General features: G+C 33.9%; 10 protein-coding genes. 5 read left to right on the top strand and 5 right to left on the bottom strand.

Going from position 1 to position 17,409, the window contains the following annotated elements:
- The first annotated feature begins 228 nt into the window (after window positions 1-228).
- Complete coding sequence (gene miaA, locus OEW74_RS09365) at window positions 229-1,149, top strand: tRNA (adenosine(37)-N6)-dimethylallyltransferase MiaA (protein ID WP_265428219.1); 921 nt, start codon at window positions 229-231, stop codon at window positions 1,147-1,149.
- Between the two features lie 363 nt (window positions 1,150-1,512).
- Here miaA and OEW74_RS09360 read toward each other — a convergent pair whose 3' ends face one another.
- From OEW74_RS09360 to OEW74_RS09345, 4 genes are all read right to left on the bottom strand, one after another.
- On the bottom strand, window positions 1,513-2,925 hold the full coding sequence (locus OEW74_RS09360; RefSeq protein WP_265428218.1) for an efflux transporter outer membrane subunit: 1,413 nt from the start codon (window positions 2,923-2,925) through the stop codon (window positions 1,513-1,515).
- Window positions 2,926-3,231: 306 nt separating this feature from the next.
- The gene (locus OEW74_RS09355) at window positions 3,232-6,414 is read right to left on the bottom strand and encodes an efflux RND transporter permease subunit (RefSeq protein WP_265428217.1); all 3,183 of its coding nucleotides are present in this window, start codon (window positions 6,412-6,414) and stop codon (window positions 3,232-3,234) included.
- Window positions 6,415-6,665: 251 nt separating this feature from the next.
- On the bottom strand, window positions 6,666-7,826 hold the full coding sequence (locus OEW74_RS09350) for an efflux RND transporter periplasmic adaptor subunit (RefSeq protein WP_265428216.1): 1,161 nt from the start codon (window positions 7,824-7,826) through the stop codon (window positions 6,666-6,668).
- 346 nt (window positions 7,827-8,172) lie between these two features.
- On the bottom strand, window positions 8,173-8,769 hold the full coding sequence (locus OEW74_RS09345) for a TetR/AcrR family transcriptional regulator (RefSeq protein ID WP_265428215.1): 597 nt from the start codon (window positions 8,767-8,769) through the stop codon (window positions 8,173-8,175).
- 301 nt (window positions 8,770-9,070) lie between these two features.
- On the opposite strand from OEW74_RS09345, the gene OEW74_RS09340 reads away from it, so the two are divergent.
- A complete protein-coding gene (locus tag OEW74_RS09340) occupies window positions 9,071-9,625 on the top strand; it encodes a thioredoxin family protein (protein WP_265428214.1) in 555 nt (184 codons plus the stop codon).
- A gap of 1,279 nt (window positions 9,626-10,904) precedes the next feature.
- Here OEW74_RS09340 and OEW74_RS09335 read toward each other — a convergent pair.
- The gene (locus tag OEW74_RS09335) at window positions 10,905-11,807 is read right to left on the bottom strand and encodes an AraC family transcriptional regulator (protein ID WP_265428213.1); all 903 of its coding nucleotides are present in this window, start codon (window positions 11,805-11,807) and stop codon (window positions 10,905-10,907) included.
- A 122-nt stretch (window positions 11,808-11,929) separates the two neighbouring features.
- Between OEW74_RS09335 and OEW74_RS09330 the strand changes: the two genes are divergently transcribed.
- The 3 genes from OEW74_RS09330 to OEW74_RS09320 are packed head-to-tail and all read left to right on the top strand — an operon-like array spanning window position 11,930 to window position 17,107.
- A complete protein-coding gene (locus OEW74_RS09330) occupies window positions 11,930-13,159 on the top strand; it encodes an MFS transporter (RefSeq protein ID WP_265428212.1) in 1,230 nt (409 codons plus the stop codon).
- 2 nt (window positions 13,160-13,161) lie between these two features.
- Entirely contained in the window at window positions 13,162-14,640 is a 1,479-nt protein-coding gene (locus OEW74_RS09325) for a trehalase family glycosidase (protein ID WP_265428211.1), read from the top strand.
- Between the two features lie 28 nt (window positions 14,641-14,668).
- Window positions 14,669-17,107 carry a TonB-dependent receptor gene (locus OEW74_RS09320; RefSeq protein WP_265428210.1) on the top strand — a complete coding sequence of 813 codons (2,439 nt, stop codon included), beginning with the start codon at window positions 14,669-14,671 and terminating at the stop codon, window positions 17,105-17,107.
- The last annotated feature ends 302 nt before the right edge of the window (window positions 17,108-17,409 follow it).

Raw genomic sequence — 17,409 nt, 5'->3', positions numbered from 1 at the left:
AGCCCTTACTCTTTTTTATTATTACTTTTTTAAACAGGCTCTAAGATTTTAATTAAGAAGTGAAGAATATTAAGATGAGCAACTTTTAGAAATAATACTTTTTAAAAATCTATTTGATTTTTCTTAATTAAACTTAACCACTTAATTATTCTTAATGGTTCAATTGAATCATTCTTTTAAAGTATTTTGTGGTTAAAAATAAAGGCTCATTTTTCGTAAATTTGCAAAGTGAAAAATAAAAATTTGATTTCTGTTGTAGGACCTACCGGAATTGGAAAAACAAGATTGGCCATTGATTTAGCAAAACATTTCAGTACAGAAATTGTTTCCTGCGATTCGCGCCAGTTTTTTAAGGAAATGATCATCGGGACGGCTTCTCCATCTGCAGAAGAATTGGCGGAAGCACCTCATCATTTTATTGGAAATCTTTCGGTTGAAGAGTATTATTCGATCGGACAATACGAAGAAGATGCTTTAAAAAAACTCAACGAACTTTTTGAAAAATATGATACTGTCATTTTGGTTGGCGGAAGTATGATGTATGAAAAAGCGGTGATCGAAGGTTTGAATGATTTGCCTGAAGCCAATGAAGAAAATCAAATTAAATTACGGGAAATTCTGGATAATGAAGGCATTGAAAAGCTTCAGGAAATGTTGAAAGAACTCGATCCTGAATATTTTTCGGTTGTAGATTTTCACAATCATAGAAGACTTTTACGTGCCATTGATGTGATTTGGCAGACGAATAAGAAGTATTCTGAATTAATTGCGATTTCACAAGATTCACGAGATTTTCAAACGATTCGAATTGGAATTGAAGCTCCGAGAGAAGAATTATACGACAGAATCAATAGGAGGGTGGATATCATGATGGAGAAAGGTTTGTTGGATGAAGCAAAAAGCTTAGAAAAATTCAAATATTTGACGGCCTTGAACACCGTTGGATATTCCGAATTATTTAAATATTTTGATGAAGAATGGGATTTGGAATTTGCTATTTCTGAAATTAAGAAAAACAGCCGAAGATATGCAAAACGTCAACTGACTTGGTATCGAAAAGCAGATGATATTCATTATTTACAGTTAGGATATTCTCAAGAGGATTTTGATGGGTTGATTGGGTATATTAATGAGCAAACTCAAAAGTAATTTCTTTTTTAACGCAAAGATTTATTTTTATTCTGAATATTTTTAAGGAGCAAAGAATGTAATCAATTTTATTGATTCTGAAGAAGCTACCTTTATCAGCGACTTTGTCGCCAATCTTTGTTTCTTAAAATTCTACGTTTTTAAATAAAAACTTTGCGTTTAAATTTATACCATTAAGATTTTTATTAAGAAGTTAAGTTGAATTAAGAAAAATCAAATAGATTTGAAAGACAATGAGCCTAAAAGCGAGGCTAAACTTAATATTTCTTAACTCCTTAATTAATCCTTAATGGTTCAAAATGTATTCATATAAAAAATGCAGCCCCGAAAGACCGCATTTCATTAACAATATAATTAAATTTACTACTTCCAACCGCCACCTAAAGCTCGGTATAGATCTACAATACTGCTTAATCTCTGTCTTTTTACAGACGCAAGATTCAGTTCAGCCTGTAGAGAATTTCCCTGAGCTGTGATCACTTCTAAGTAATTTGCCATTCCGCCTTTGTAAAGCATTTCGGCGCTTTTTATTCCATTTTTTAAAGTTGTTACCTGTTCTGTTGCTTTCTGTTCCTGAACTTTTAAACTTTCATTAGAAACCAAAGCATCAGAAACTTCACCCACGGCATTTAAAACTGATTGACGGAATGCTAATACGTTTTTCTCTCGTTGAATTTTAGCAACATTCAAATCTGTTTTCAATTGTCTTTTCTGAAAAATAGGTTGAGTCAATCCACCTAAAACAGAACCGAACAAAGATGCTGGAATTTGGAACCAGTTATCGATTTTAAATGAATTTACGCCTCCGTTTGCTGTGATTTTCAATGCAGGATACATATTTGCCTGCGCAATTCCTACCAAAGAATTTGATTCCAATAAAACCAATTCCTGTTGACGAACATCAGGACGACGACTCACCATCGCTGCTGGAAGTCCCGCAGAAATATCCTGTGGTAAAGAAGTGTCAGACATTTCAATGGTTCTGTTGACTTTATTTGGATTTTCACCCACCAAAATACTTAAAGCATTTTCCTGAATCGCAATGTTTTGTTCTAACTGAGTGATTAAAAGTTCTGTCGATTGCTTTTGAGCAGTCGCCTGCTGAACTCCCAAAGAAGTCGTATCACCGCTTTGCCACAATTTTTCAGTAAGAGAAAGGGTATTGGTGCTTAAATCTAAGTTTGATCTTGCGATCTGTAATTGTTTATCAAGCATCAACAAATTATAATAACCTTGAGCAATTGCCGCAACAACTTGTGTTTGAATTGCTTTTGTTGCTTCATAAGTTTGCAGATACCGCATTTTTGAAACTTCCTGCTGGTTTTTAATTTTTCCCCAAATGTCTGCTTCCCAAGATAAATTGAATGCAGCATTGTAATCTTCAACATGACTTTGACCTAAAAATAAATTTAAGCTTTGTCCGTTCATGCTGTTTTTTGAAGGCTTTGAAATTTGTGCTGAAACTCCGAAACCAACATCAGGATATTGAAGATATTTTGCCTGTTTCAGTTTTTCTTGTGAAGAAGCGACCTGTTTTAAGGCAATTTGTAGATCGTAATTGTTTTTAATTCCTTTTTCAATTAAATCCTGTAAAATGGGATCGTTGAAAAACTGTTTCCATTCTAAGTTGGCAACGCTTGCAGTGTCTGCGGTCGCGGTGTATTTGAATGTTTCGGGAAGTTCGGGTTTTGTTTCCTGATATGCCAATTTTGGTATACAGGAAACTGCACCTAATGCGATCCCAAAAGCGATGATTATATTTTTTACTCTTTTCATAAATCTTTATATTTAAATTGATCACAAAACTTTGAGATTAAGCAAAATGTCTTTAGTAGGAGAATATTTTGCTTAATGATTCTAAGTTTTTTTAACGCAAAGTTTTATTTAAATTCTTACTATTTTTAAGGAGCAAAGTTTTATCAATTAAAATTGATTTTACGAAGCTTGCTTATTAATTTTTCCAGCTTCATGAGCGACTTGTCGCATTTCTTTGCTCCTTTAATAAATAGTATGTTTTTAATTCTTTGCGTTTAAAACTTTAGTTTTAAAAAACGTTCTCAAAGTTTTTGTAATCATTTTTTATTAATGTGCGGTTGCCAAAAGTTCTTCCTCCAGTTTTTGTTTTTGAAGTCTTTTTTGTTTTCTGCTCGGCATTTTTTCGTGTAAATATTGGAAGATAACATACATCACCGGAATGATGAAAATCCCGAAGGCAACTCCTGTAAACATTCCACCAACAGTACTGATTCCGATAGAGTGATTTCCTTTTGCTGCTGCACCTTGAGTCCAAACCAATGGAAGCATACCGATGATGAAGGCAAATGAAGTCATCAAAATGGGTCTTAAACGTAATCTTGAAGCCTGAAGTGCTGATTCAATCAACGTTTTGCCTGCTTTTCTTCGCTGAACGGCAAATTCTACGATCAGGATTGCATTTTTAGCTAACAATCCGACGAGCATGATTAATCCGACCTGAACGTAAATGTTATTGTCAATTCCGGCTAATCCTGTGAAAGCAAATACTCCGAAAATCCCTGTAGGAATAGTTAAAATAACGGCAAACGGAAGGATGTAACTTTCGTACTGAGCTGCTAATAAGAAATACACGAACAAAATACTTAGCATAAATACAAAAGCAGTTTGTCCACCGGTTTTGATCTCTTCACGGGTAATTCCGGTCCATTCGTAACCATAACCTCTTGGAAGTGATTTTTGAGCAACTTCTTCTACCGCTTTAATGGCGTCTCCGGTACTGTAACTAGGTTTTGGAGTTCCGTTAATGGTTACGGCGTTGAATAAGTTGTTTCTTGAAACCGTTTCTGGTCCGAAGGTTCTTTTTAACGTTACCAAAGTTTTTACAGGAACCATTTCGCCCGATTTATTTTTAACATAAATTCCTTCCATAGAATTAGCGTCGGTTCTGTAAGGAATATCAGCTTGAGCCATTACTCTGTAATATTTACCGAATCTATTGAAATCTGAAACGAAACTACTTCCGTAATAAATCTGCATCGTCTGCATCAATTCTGTAATAGAAACTCCTAACTGATTGGCTTTATCGGTATCAACATCAATTGTATATTGAGGATTTCCGGCTGCGTAGGTTGTAAAGGCAAAAGCTATTTCTGGACGTTTCATCAACTCTCCAATGAAAACCTGAGTATTGATTCCCAATTGTTCAAAAGAGCCATTAGTCTTGTCTTGTAACATAAATTCAAAACCTGAAACGTTACCAAAACCTTGTACGGTAGGGAAGTTGAAGAAGAATGCGTTTGCATCTTTTACCTGTGCTACTTTTCCTGTTAAAGCTGCTGCGATCTGATCTGGATCTTTCATTTCGCCACGATCTTCGTAATCTTTCAGTTTAATAAAACCTGCAGAATACGGTGAAGCGTTGGCATTACTGATGAAATTCATCCCGTCGGCAACCCAAAGATGATTTTTTGCTTTTTCACCATTGATAATTTTATCTATTTGCTCAGTTGCTTTGTGTGTTCTGTCTAATGAACTTCCTGGTGGCGTGTTCACTGCGTACAAAACAAATCCCTGATCTTCTGTAGGAATAAATCCTGTAGGAGCTTTATTGATCAAGAAAACACTTGCTGCTGTGATTGCTGCTAAACCTGTAACCGCAACCCATTTATTTTTAATTAAAAACTTAAGGCTGTAAATATATTTTTTGGTCATGTTATTAAAGCTCTTGTTGAAAGCATTAAAAAACTTTGCTCCAAAACCTTTTTTCTGACCGTGTTCACCATGTTCTCCCTGAGGATCATTTAATAATAAAGCACATAAAGCAGGACTTAATGTCAATGCATTAATCGCAGAAATCAAAATTGCAATCACCAAAGTAAAGGCAAACTGTCTGTAGAAAACTCCTGCAGGACCTTGCATAAAACCAACCGGAATAAACACGGCACACATCACCAATGTAATCGAAATAATCGCTCCGGAAATTTCACTCATGGAATGTGTTGTTGCATTTTCAACCAGCATTCCGGTCTGTTCCATTTTAGAATGGACGGCTTCTACGACGACGATCGCATCATCCACCACAATACCGATTGCCAGAACTAATGCGAATAATGTCAACATATTGATACTGAAACCAAATAATTGAAGGAAGAAAAATGTACCAACAATTGCTACCGGAACAGCGATCGCAGGAATTAATGTAGATCTGAAATCCTGAAGGAAAATAAATACTACAATAAATACCAAGATAAACGCAATAATTAAAGTTTCTACAACCTGATGAATTGAGGCATCCAAAAAGTCTTTAGAATTGTACATGATAATTGGCTCAACTCCCTTTGGAAGCGAAGGCTTCATCTGTTCAACCTGCTTTTCAATATCAGTTAAAATTTCGTTGGCATTTGAACCAGCTGTTTGAAGAATCGCAAAACCTGCAACCGGTTTTCCATCAACTCTGTTCGCTGCAGTGTAAGTATAAGAACCGAATTCTACTCTTGCAACATCTTTTAATCTTAAAAATGAACCATCACTGTTCGATTTGATGGCAATATTTTCGTAGTCTTCGTTTTTGTTTAATTTACCTTTATACTTTAAAATATATTCGTAAGTTTCCTTGCTTCCTTGTCCCAAACGTCCAGGTGCAGCTTCAAGATTGTGATCTTTTACAGCATTCAAAACTTCCTGTGGAGAAAGATTATTGGCAGCCAATCTGTCTGGTTTCAGCCAAAGTCTCATCGAGTAATCTCTCGTTCCGAAAACCTGAGCCTGAGCAACTCCAGGAATACGTTGTATTTGTGGAATTACATTGATCTTCAAATAATTTTGTAAGAAAAGTTCATCGTATTGTTTCGGGTCATTACTCGAAAGTCCCATGAACATAATCATACTGTTTTGAACTTTTTGAGTCGAGATTCCTGCCTGTACAACTTCCTGTGGAAGCTGACTCATGGCTTTTGAAACACGGTTTTGAACATTTACCGCAGCATTATCAGGATCTGAACCTTGCTTGAAAAATACACTCAAGGTCATAGATCCGTCGTTACTTGAATTTGAGGTCATGTAGGTCATGTTCTCAACACCGTTCACCGCTTCCTCAATAGGAACTGCCACGGAACGGGCAACAACTTCTGCATTCGCTCCCGGATAAAATGCCGTCACCTGAACACTCGGTGGTGCAATATCGGGAAATAGCGTAATCGGAAGGTTGAAAACCGACATCGCTCCCAGTAGCAAAAGTATGATGGAGATAACCGTAGAAAGTACCGGTCTATCTATGAATTTTTTTAACATAAGAAGTTTATTTTTTTAATGTTGTTTAAACTATGTTCTTACCACAAATCGAAGATTCGACGAAGTCAAAAGACACAATAGTTTTTAAACACATTAGTCACATTAAGTTTTAAGTATTGTTTTTAAAAAGAACACATTAGTTTTGAAAATCTTAAATCTTCGTTTTTGTGAACTTTAAAATTTTAGCATTCTACTTTTTCAAACAGGAAAAAAATCTTTTGTGACTTTTGTGGTTAAAATTTAAACGGTTTTTATAATGGTCTTGCTTTCAAAAGACTATCAGAAGAAATATTTTTTGATTTGATGGAAACGCCGTCTTTTAAGCTACCTAAACCAACATAAACTATTTTTTCACCTGCTTTTACACCATCAGAAATGAAGTAATAGTTTTCAGTTTTTCCTGAAATAGTAATGGGTTTACTGGTCACTTTCTGATCATTTCCAACAACATACACGTACGTTTTATCTTGAATTTCAAACGTAGATTCCTGTGGAATGATCAATGCATTCGACATCAATTGTGGCATGCGAATTCTACCTGTATTTCCTGTTCTCAAAGCTCCGTTCGCATTTGGAAAAACGGCACGAACACTGATCGCTCCTGTAGTTTTGTCAAACTGTCCGTCAACAATGCTCATTTTACCTTTCTCGGGATAGGTGCTGTTGTCGGCAATCACTAGATCTACCATCGGCATATTTTTAAGTTTTTCGTTTAAAGTTGCTCCCGAATATTTTTTCTGAAAACCAATAAAATCAAGTTCGCTTAAAGAGAAGTACGCATAAATTTCGCTGATGTCTGATAATAAAGTCAACGGACTGGCGTCTGTTCTTGAAATTAAACTTCCTTTTTTATAAGGAATTCTTCCAATGTAACCGCTTACAGGAGCTGTAATCGTTGTAAATCCTACATTGATCTTTGCTCCGCCAACTGAAGCTTTTGCTTGTGAAGCAGCTGCAACGGCTGCTGCGTAATTTGCTTTTGCTGTTCTCAACTGTACTTCAGAAACTACTTTTGCAGATACAAGAGGTTCCAGTCTGTCAACCTCAACTTTTGCTTTCTGAATATTGGCATTGGCAACCTGTAAATTGGCGTTGGCCATATTCATCTGCTCTCCGTAAGCTCTAGAATCTATTTTAAATAAGGCTTGTCCGGCTCTTACATAAGCACCTTCTTCTACATAAATTTTATCTAAATATCCGTCAACCTGAGATCTTATTTCCACATTGTTTTTTCCTTCCAATGCTGTTGGAAATTCCTGATATATTGTCGCTGGAGATGTAGTAACGGTATAAACTGGCAATTCTGGAGCGGGTGGAGCGGCATTAGTGCCTTCTGCCGCTTTTGTGCAATTTTGTAAAAAAATGATACTTGATATAAGTACGATTAATTTTGCTTTTGCAGTTGTTTTCATTTTAAGTTTTATTTTTTTAATGAATTGTTAATTTAAGTAATGTTGTTTTTTATTTTAAATCATGTTATATTTTCTAACAGTGTTAATTGAGAAGTCAAAAAAATAACCTGATTTTAACTGGTGGTTTAGATTGTCATTTCCATGATTACAATTTTTGATTTAAGTTGGTTTGATTGGTTTTTGGTGTTATTTTTCTTAACAGTGTTAATGAGAATGAAAAAAAATGGCAAGAAATAATGTGAAAAAATCGTATTTCATTTTTAAGGTCTTTTATTTTTAATTTAAATTATGTTAATTGTTTCGTGTTACTTTTCCTAACAGTGTTAATTTTTAGTTCAAAAAAAATTTACAAAGATTTAATAAAAGCCGAAACTGTTTCGTCTAAAGTAGTTTTGTTCATTGTTGAAGGAATATCATCATTTCTCATCATCATAATAGAAATCAATCCATGAACTGCAGAAAACAAAGCATGAGAAGAGTGACAAGCACTGTCTTCATTTGATCCTTTTTTCTTGATAATTTCATAAGTACAGTCGAAAATCATATCCTGAAAAGAAGAAAACTCTTCTTTCATTAATCCTTTTCCGCTGCACTGCATTCCCAAACCGAACATTAATTGATAATATTCTTTATTCTTAAAGGCAAAATTCCAATAAGCATCTACAATTGCTGTCAACTGATCTTCCGGACTTTCGTATTTTTTCTGAGCTTTTAATAATTCTATTTGAAGGCAATGAAATCCGTTGATAGAAATTTCATATAAAATCGCTTCTTTGTTTTCGAAATGATCATAAACAACAGGAGCGCTGTACTCAATCGCATCAGCTATTTTACGAATAGAAAGCGATGCCCAACCGTCAGTTTTAGCCAAAGTGAATGCTGCCTGCAAAATATTTGCACGGATAGATTCTTTTTCTCTTTGACGACGTTCATGTAAGCCCATGATTTTATTTACTAACAGTGTTAGCAAAACTACAAACTTTTAAATACATCTTCCAAACAAATTTTAAAATTTAATTTTTAAGGTAATTCTTTGAAGAACTATTATCATTTACTGAATGCTGCAAGAATGGGAGCTTGAAGAGAAAATTTTAATATTATTGTAAAAATAGATAGATTACATAGTCTAACTCGATTGATTGATTTTTTTCAAAAAAACTGTTTAAACTTCCATCATCCATCTTCTGGCTTCTCTCTTAGATAAGAAAAGAAATCTTTATCTTTGTGGATAAATAAAAAAAGATATGAATACTCCCTCAAATATGTTGGCGTTAGGTACAAAAGCTCCGTTTTTTGAACTTCCAAATCCTTCTAAAAGCAATGAAGTTCAGTCATTAGACGACTTGAAAGGTGAAAAAGGTACGTTGGTTATCTTTATGTGTAATCATTGTCCGTTTGTGCTTCACATTATTGATAAGTTGACAGAACTGTATGAAGATTATAATGAGGAAGGAATTGAATTTATCGCGATCAATTCTAATAACGTAGAAAAATATCCTGCAGATTCTCCGGAAAAAATGATCGAGTTTCAAATCGAAAGAAAATTTGATTTTCCTTATTTATATGACGAAAGCCAGGCAATTGCAAAAGCTTACGATGCAGCTTGCACGCCGGATTTCTTTTTCTTTGATGATAAATTAGACCTTATTTACAGAGGGCAGATGGATGATTCAAGACCTGGAAATCATAAAGAAGTGACTGGAGAAGATTTAATTATCGCTTTTGAAAATCTTTTAATCGGTGAACCTCAGGAAGAAATTCAGAGACCGAGCATGGGTTGCAATATAAAGTGGAAATAATTTTAAAGTTGATCGTTGCAGGTTAATTTTTCTTGCAAATAATATATAAGCTGTCCTTTTGGGGATAGCTTTTTTTTGTTTTATTATTGGTAATCAGAATGTTTCTGAGTTATCCACAATTTTATCCACATAGTTTCCACAACTATTTTAGCATAAAAATTTCCTTTTTTTATCAACTTTCTGAAAATCTTGAATTTATAAAATTTAATAAAAATTAGAATTGATTATTTTTTTTCTAATTTCAATTGAAGAATTTAATTTTATCTAATTGATAAGTAGTCTGTTGTTGATTAGGCTTAATGTTATCCATAAAGTTATCCACAGGCTTATCCACAATTTATTGTTGATAAATATGTTTAAAATTTAGTTTTAATTTTAGAATCGTTTTCAGCTTTTAAATTGTTGTATGTTCATAAGACGTCATTTAAATTCACTTTTGCGGATTGTTAAAAGCTTTAAGTTTTTGATATATAGAGTTGTATTGTTGATTCTGAAGTGCTTTTATCCTTTGTTATATGTGATGTATTTTGTTGTATCGTATCGGTGTACTTGCTGTGTAAATGTAATTTGAACCGCTTAAAAAAATGTAGGATTGATCAATTGGTTGAGAACTTCATATTGATCTCTTTATTGTAATTGTACTTTCCATAGATGGAGGTTGTTTTTAGATAGTACTATTAACATCTTCATAAGTTACTAACAATATAGAGTCTTATTATTTTTTTAAATAACCTATCTAGATAGCTTCTAAATTGATATTTTATAATGTTTTTGAGTTATCCACAATTTTATCCACATCATTATCCACAATTTAAAAGCTGATTTTATTTTAAGTTTTTTCAATTTTAAAATCATATTTAATTTTTATTAAAATAAATTCTCAAGATGTCTTTTGAATATATTTTTATGTTTTATTAAAATAGATAAGACGATTAAAATTAAGGCTCTAACTTTATTGAATGTGTTTTTTCGTTTGTCATCAATAAAAAAATATGCAATACCGGGATACAAATTCTTTAGTCGGGTTTAAAAAGAAATAATAGAGAAGAGGAGGTGTAAGATTGAATAATATCGCTATAAATTCATAATTAATTCTCTATCGTCGCTGCATCTTGTATTTAATAGAAATAGATCTTGTGGAAAATTGTTGATATCTTTATAGGTTATCAACAATGAGGAAAATATTATCTTAGTAATTTTTAAACTTATGTTATTTATAATCAATAACTTGTAATAGTGGAAAGTTATCCACAATTTTATCCACAGAGTTATCCACAATTTAAAATCCAATTTTTATTTTAGTTTCTTCAACCTTCAAATCTACATTCACTTTATTGTGTGAAAAATTTTTCATAAACTCTGAAGGTGTTTTTTCTGTATATTTTTTAAACATTCTGTTAAAATAAGTAACATTGTTAAAACCACAATTGTAGCTGCACTCAGAAATACTTTTATCCTGCGCCATTAATAAACATGCTTTGTTGATACGGTATCTATTCACAAACTCTGTAAAGGTGATCTGAGTTGCCTTTTTAAAGAAATTACAGAATGCCGGAAGTGTAAGATTTGCCAATTTAGCGACATCTTCAATATTGATCTCTTTGTCGTAATTGTGTTCTACAAATGTGAAAATATTTTCAAGCCTCGTTTTGTTTTTTGAAATAATGGTGTAAGGCATAATTTCGTTATTCAAAAGTTCGTAGTCTTTAGATTGTGAGAGTTCAAAAAGGATTTCAAGCAATAGTAAATATCTTTTGTAACCTTCGGATTCCAGCATCAGCCTCAGTTTTGGAATCATTCCTTTTTTTATTTTTCGGTGAAATTTTATACCATATTTAGAAAGTTCCAGTAAGTCTTTGATTGATCTCGCTTCAACTTCCTGTTCCGGGAACTGCAAAATTTCCTGTTTGAACTGGAGTACAATTTCTTCATGTGGATCAATAGAATTTAAACCAAATCCGGAATGCGGAATATTTGAACCGATCAAAACCAGATCACCATTGGTATAATTGCTTTTATGATAACCAACGTGGCGTGTTCCGCTCCCGGAAAGTACGCAGACAAGCTCAATTTCGGGATGGTAATGATACTCCCATTTGAATTCTGAAATAGGAGAATTGTTGTGGATTGTTCGGAAAGAACTTTTTTCATTGGGAATCACTCGTTCAAATGTAACTTTCATTTAATTAACCTTCTTTTGTTGTCTAAAATAAGAATTATATTAATATAGTTCAAATATTCATTTACTATGTTAAATTAACGTTAACCTGAATGCTTCTATCTTAGCCACCAAGAAATTAATTAATGAAAAATTTCAACATCAAGGCGGTTCTGTTTTTAAACTATTTCGTTTTTGCAATTCTTTTGAATTCGGTAGGAACGGTTATTTTACAGATGCAGCAAAATTTCGGAATTACAAAATCTTCTGCAAGTGTTTTGGAGGGTTTCAAAGATTTGCCAATTGCGATTTGCTCATTTATTTTAGCTTCGTTCTTACCAAAAATCGGGATTAAAAAATCAATGTTGATTGCATTGTTTTTGGTGAGTTGTATGTGTTTTGTGATGCCTTTTGCCAATAATTTCTGGTTTTTTAAATTGCTGTTTACCATTGTGGGAATTTCTTTTGCATTAATTAAGATTTCAGTTTTCACCTCAATCGGATTGGTAACCAATACAGATAAAGAACATTCAAGCTTTATGGGATATCTGGAAGGTTTTTTTATGATTGGAGTTTTAGCAGGAAATGTTTTATTCAGTCTCTTTATTGATGATCATGATCCTAAATCTACGCATTGGCTTAATGTTTATTGGGTTTTGGGTGGAGTTTCTACCTTATCATTTTTGTTTTTATTCTTTACTAAGCTCGATGAAAGTGATGCAAAAAGTGAGAAAACCGATTTGCTTGGAGATTTAAGAAACAGCATCAGTTTATTCAGTTACAAAAAAGTATTGTTCTTTTTGCTGTGTGCTTTCCTTTTTGTTTTGGTGGAGCAAAGTTTCCAAACTTGGACGCCTACTTTTTATAAAGAAATTTTAAAAGTTCCGACTTCGATGTCTATTCAGGCAGGAGCAGTTTTAGCGGGAGCTTTTGCATTAGGACGATTTTTATCGGGCTTTTTCTCTAAGAAATTCAGCTGGATCTATGTTGTTTCTTTCTGTGTTGTTGGCTTTGCAATAAGCATTCTTTTGGTCTTACCATTAACTCATAATATTCATATTAATACAAATACCAATTGGTTCAATGCTCCGCTCGTCGTGTATTTATTTCCATTAATGGGCGGATTGTTGGCTCCGATTTATCCGAGTATCAATTCTGTGATTTTAGCATCGATTCCAAAATATTTACACAGCGCAATGGCTGGTTTAATTGTCGTTTTCTCTGCAATCGGAGGCACGGTAGGTTCTATCATAACCGGTTTTGTATTTCAGGAATTCAGTGGGCAACAGGCGTTTTATCTTTCATTAATTCCGCTTTCGCTACTGATTGTTTCTGCAATTATCATGAATAAATTAAAAATAAATCCTAAAAAATAAAGATGAATAATCAACTATACATCAACGAAATTCAGACGCTTTTTGATGAGGTTCAAAGGTTACAAATTTTTGAAGACCAAAAAACAATGACAGATGCGGTTCCGTTATTTTCTGTTGTCGAAATTAATTCTAAATATGAAAAAGAAAAAAAGGCAGCAGGTTTTGATTTAAAACAATTTGTACTTTCTAATTTCGATTTTTTGGGAACTAAAATTTCAATTACAAGAGAAACACAATTACCGATTGATGAGCATATCGAAAAACTTTGGGATGAATTGACCAGAACAGCTTACGAAGAAAAGGGAACTTTGCTAAAACTTCCAAAGCCTTATGTTGTTCCTGGAGGGCGTTTCAACGAATTTTTTTATTGGGATAGCTACTTCATCATGTTGGGTTTGCAAACTTCCGGAAGAATAGAAATGATGGAAAATATCATTGAAAACTGTTCTTATTTAATTCAGACTGTCGGTTTTGTGCCGAATGCGAGCAGAACTCATTTTTTAAGTCGTTCTCAACCTCCGTATTTTTCGTTAATGCTTGATTTGCTTTTTGAAACAACGAAAGTTGAAAATATTTACATCAAATATTACGATACTTTAGAAAAAGAATACGCATTCTGGATGAATGGTGAAAAAGATCTGGAGAACGGTTCAAATATAAAAAGAGTGCTGAAAACTATTGATGGAGATATTTTAAACAGGTATTTCGACGAAGAAAACGAACCGCGTCCCGAAAGTTATTTAATTGATATTGAAGATAGTGAAAATGCAGGTGAAGAATTTTACAGAAACATAAGAAGTGCCTGTGAATCGGGTTGGGATTTTTCAAGCAGATGGTTTGTAGACGGAGATAAAATTCAGACAATTGAAACTTTAGATCTTGCTCAGGTTGATCTAAACAGCCTTTTATGGCATTTGGAAAACACTTTAGTAAGATCTTCATCGCTTCAAAATTTATCTGAAAAAGAAAAGTATTATTCAGAAAGAGCGACAGGCAGAAAACAGATGATCGATAAATATTTCTGGGATGAAAACTCTGGAACTTATAAAGATTATCACACGAAAAAAAATATAAAAACTTCGTCTGAGCATATTGCAGCTCTTTATCCTTTATTTCTTGGTTTGGCGAGTGGAGATCAAGCAAAATCGGTTGCTAAAAATATTGAAGAGAAATTTCTTTATCAAGGTGGATTGGTTACTACGACCAAAAATTCCGGTCAGCAATGGGATTTTCCTAATGCTTGGGCGCCTTATCAATGGTTGGGTTTTAAATCGATGAAGAATTATGGCTTTAATGATTTAGCTGAAAAAATTAAAACCAACTGGTCTTCAAACGTTGAAAGGGTCTATAGAAATACCGGAAAATTGATGGAAAAATACAATGCTTTAGATATAGAAACTGTTGCAGGTGGAGGAGAATATCCCAATCAGGACGGTTTTGGATGGACAAACGGTGTTTATCTTAAATTAAAACAAAATTAAAAACAAACTATATAAAAACAATTGGGCTATGAAAAACAAATCAATTTTTTTGCTTGCCGGAATTGCTACGCTTTATTTCAATAATACGTATGCTCAGGAAACTCCACAGGATTCTACAAGAACTGCATCTATTGATCAGGTGGTGATAACGGGAAACTCAAATCCTAAAAAGAAAATAGAATCCAGTACTGCAATTTCTACTTTTAGTGCCAAGGAAATTCAGAAACAAAACCCGATCAGTGCAGCAGCTTTGTTGCAAAGAGTTCCCGGTTTTGCGGTTGAGACTTCGGGTGGTGAAGTAGGAAATAACCTTTTTGCAAGAGGAATTCCTTCAGCTGGAGCATATGAATTTGTGCAGGTTCAGGAAGATGGTCTTCCGGTTTTTGAAGATGGAGCTTTACAGTTTGCAAATGCCGATAATTTTTTCCGTGTAGATAATTCTGTAAGTAGATTGGAAGCTTTAAGAGGAGGTTCAGGATCTATTTTTGCAACAAATTCTCCTGGTGGTTTGATCAACTTTATTACCAAGGAAGGCGGAAATGATTTCAAAGGAACGGCAAAACTGGAAACCAGTACTTACGGATTGATGCGTACTGATGTGAATGTTGGCGGAGCTTTGGTTCAGGATAAATTGTTTTTTAATGTAGGAGGTTTTTACAGAACAGATGACGGAATCAGAAAAACTGGTTTTAAGGCTAATCAGGGCGGACAAATCAGAATGAACCTGAAATATGTTTTCGATAAAGGGTACGCTAAAGTGTATTACAAAAAATTAGACGACAGAAACACCTTCTTTCTTCCGATTCCTTTGGTGCAAAATGGAAATGACCTTAAAGAATTTGCTGGTTTTGATGCCAATTATGGAACGTACAGCTACAGAAATATCAGTCAGTTAAATATTCCACAAGCGGGTGGAGGATTTTTCAGCAGAAACTTAGAAGACGGAATTCATCCTAAAGTTGATGTTTTAGGAGCTGAATTTAAATATGATCTGGGAGGAAATTTCTCTGTTTTAAATAAAACAAGATACACCAATATCAATATGAATTATACCGGAATTTTCCCTTCGGGAGGACCAACTTCGGCTGCAGATTTTGCGAGAAGTTATGGAATTACGGGGAACAATTTCCAATATTCTTCCGTAAGTTCTGGAGCGGTTATGAGTCCGGCTTTTGTTCAGAAATTAGGTTTCTGGGCGATTGATAAACAGATGAATAATTTTGTAAATGATTTACAGTTCAGCTATAAATTTGATAAAGGAAATGTAACGGCAGGTTTCTATAAATCTAACTGGAAATCTCATCAAAACTGGAACTGGAGCAATATTTTAGCAACTGCTTCAGACAATCCTGAGTTGTTAAATTTAGTTGATACTTCTCTTACGCCAAGCAGTACAGGGTATTCTAAAACATATAATGGAGTTACAGAAATGTCTTTCCTGTTGAGAGATTCTCAGGTTCAGGGAAGTTTGAATGATCTTTATGCGAACTTAGATTACAATATCACTGATCAATTAAGTTTCAACGGAGGAATTCGTTACAGCCGTGACTTCTACAAAGGTTATGGGGTAAACACTACTTCCGGAAATTTAAATAATTCAGGTTTAACAACAGACGGAACACACAGTTTCTTAACGACCACCGCAGATGATAACATGTCCGTTTTGGGAAATAAATTCACCTATTGGAATTATGATGTCAACAGAGTTTCTTTTACAACGGCTTTAAATTATAAAATTAATTCAGAAAACGCAGTCTATGCTCGTTTTTCTAATGGTTTCAGATCTCCGAATGAAGAAGCGTATTACAATAATATGACGGATCTTTCAGCGATAAAACCAGTAACGACCAATCAGTTGGAAGTTGGATATAAATATTACTCAAGAACGTTTGATATTGCAGTGATCCCGTTCTATTCTACGTTGAAAAACCTATCGTTTACCGATGTTTTCTCTGATGGAACTTCAGAAAATAAATTTGCCAACACCATCAATTTTGGGGTAGAACTGGAAGGTTATGCGAGATTGTTTAATAATTTGTTGGAAGTAACTTTCAACGGAACTATTCAAAATCCGAAATACAAAGATTTTGTAGGAAACAATGCAGATGGAACGACATTTAATTATGATGACAACACGGTAAGAAGAATGCCTAAGTTTTACTTTAATATTGCTCCGGCTGTGAATATCACAAAGCAATGGAGAGCGTATGCAAGTGTAAATTATTACGGAAAACGTTTCCAGGATGAGAAAAATGCGCAGACATTACCATCATTCTCAGAAGTAGGAGCAGGAACTTCTTATCAATTGGGAAAAATCAGATTTGCGGTTGATGGAACGAATATCTTCAACACCATCGGAATCACAGAAGGTGACCCAAGAGCTGGATCTCCATCTGGTGACGGAACGATTATGGCAAGACCGATTATGGGCGCAGCGGTAAGGGCTTCAATTACTTTAGACTTTTAAATTAGTTTCTTCATATAAAGATAAAACCGGCAGAGATTTTCTGACGGTTTTATTGTTTAATATTTTGTTGAGACTTAAAATATTCATTTTGTCATTCAGTAGGACTCTCGGTGAGGATTGTTTGATTCATTTTTGAGATCTAGTTTCCTACGGAATGGCAAACTCTACGTTAATAATTTAATTAAAAATTAACCCGCTGTGCATTCTGAATAAACTTTAAATGCCTAATATTTAAACTATTGTGTTTCTTTGTTAAATGAAATGCCTTTGTTTATCTAAAAAAAGAAGTCTATCTGAATGAG

Source organism: Chryseobacterium sp. YIM B08800 (genome assembly GCF_026163565.1).
GTDB lineage: Bacteria > Bacteroidota > Bacteroidia > Flavobacteriales > Weeksellaceae > Chryseobacterium.
Note: the sequence above shows the minus strand (reverse complement) of the source record. Positions and strands in the feature narration are given on the sequence as shown.

Excerpts from the sequence above, each read along its gene's own strand:
- OEW74_RS09360 (WP_265428218.1), bottom strand. The coding sequence starts at position 2,925 with ATGAAAAGAGTAAAAAATATAATCATCGCTTTTGGGATCGCATTAGGT.
- OEW74_RS09355 (WP_265428217.1), bottom strand. The coding sequence starts at position 6,414 with ATGTTAAAAAAATTCATAGATAGACCGGTACTTTCTACGGTTATCTCC.
- OEW74_RS09350 (WP_265428216.1), bottom strand. The coding sequence starts at position 7,826 with ATGAAAACAACTGCAAAAGCAAAATTAATCGTACTTATATCAAGTATC.
- OEW74_RS09345 (WP_265428215.1), bottom strand. The coding sequence starts at position 8,769 with ATGGGCTTACATGAACGTCGTCAAAGAGAAAAAGAATCTATCCGTGCA.
- OEW74_RS09340 (WP_265428214.1), top strand. The coding sequence starts at position 9,071 with ATGAATACTCCCTCAAATATGTTGGCGTTAGGTACAAAAGCTCCGTTT.
- OEW74_RS09335 (WP_265428213.1), bottom strand. The coding sequence starts at position 11,807 with ATGAAAGTTACATTTGAACGAGTGATTCCCAATGAAAAAAGTTCTTTC.
- OEW74_RS09330 (WP_265428212.1), top strand. The coding sequence starts at position 11,930 with ATGAAAAATTTCAACATCAAGGCGGTTCTGTTTTTAAACTATTTCGTT.
- OEW74_RS09325 (WP_265428211.1), top strand. The coding sequence starts at position 13,162 with ATGAATAATCAACTATACATCAACGAAATTCAGACGCTTTTTGATGAG.
- OEW74_RS09320 (WP_265428210.1), top strand. The coding sequence starts at position 14,669 with ATGAAAAACAAATCAATTTTTTTGCTTGCCGGAATTGCTACGCTTTAT.